The organism is Alcanivorax sp. HI0083 (assembly GCF_001635175.1).
Genome location: NZ_LWFX01000351.1, coordinates 1 through 867, shown reverse-complemented (window position 1 = coordinate 867; position 867 = coordinate 1). Strand labels below are relative to the sequence as shown.

2 protein-coding genes are annotated in these 867 nt (G+C 55.7%); both read left to right on the top strand.

Annotated elements, in window-relative coordinates:
• Positions 1-502, top strand: a 502-nt coding sequence (locus tag A3754_RS03680; protein ID WP_197468428.1) for a tRNA-dihydrouridine synthase, incomplete at its 5' end; no start/stop codon positions are given.
• 44 nt (positions 503-546) lie between these two features.
• Positions 547-831, top strand: a complete 285-nt coding sequence (gene fis / locus A3754_RS03675; protein ID WP_007148571.1) for a DNA-binding transcriptional regulator Fis — start codon at positions 547-549, stop codon at positions 829-831.
• Positions 832-867: the final 36 nt, after the last annotated feature.

Here is an 867-nt window from a genome sequence, read left to right as displayed (position 1 = left end):
GGCCGAATACACCACCATCAAACAGGTGGTGGACGCGGTTAATATTCCGGTAATGGCTAATGGAGACGTGGATAGCCCGGAAAAAGCTAAACGGGTACTGGAATCCACCGGCGCCGGTGGTATCATGATCGGCCGCGCTGCTCAGGGTAACCCGTGGATCTTCCGGGACACCCTGTATTACCTCGAGCACGGCTCGCTGCCCGCAGCGCCGTTAGTAACGGAAGTCCATGACTGCGTGCAGCAGCACCTGTCCGAACTGCATCATTTTTATGGTGAGTTCATGGGGGTGCGTATCGCACGCAAGCACTTGGGCTGGTACACACAGAACCTGCCCGATGGGGAAGACTTCCGGCGCGGGTTTAACACACTGGAAAATGCCACCGACCAATGCGTGGCAATCGAGCAGTTTTTCCAACAGATCAGCGCCACTACCGACCGGGTTCGTTTCGGTCGTTATGGCGAGGTGTCTGCCCGGAAGAAAAACGGAGCCCTGGCCGCATGACCCTTTCTTCAGTTAACACAGCCGCTGCACGGACACTTACTGAAATGAACACCGCTGAAGCACGAAAGCAGCCGCATCTTACTATTGCGCGCAGTGAAACCCACGATACCTTGCGCAATTGTGTGCGACGTTCGTTAAACGATTATTTCAACCAGCTGGACGGCGAAGCCGTGAGCGAGCTCTACCCGATGGTACTGGCTGAGATGGAAATCCCCCTGCTTGAGAAAGTGCTCGAGTACACCCGTGGTAACCAGACCAAAGCCGCCGAGCTGCTGGGCCTGAACCGCGGTACCCTGCGCAAGAAACTCAAGCAGTACGGCCTGTTGTAAAAACAGGCTGCTATAAATCAGGGCAGTAGGCACTAC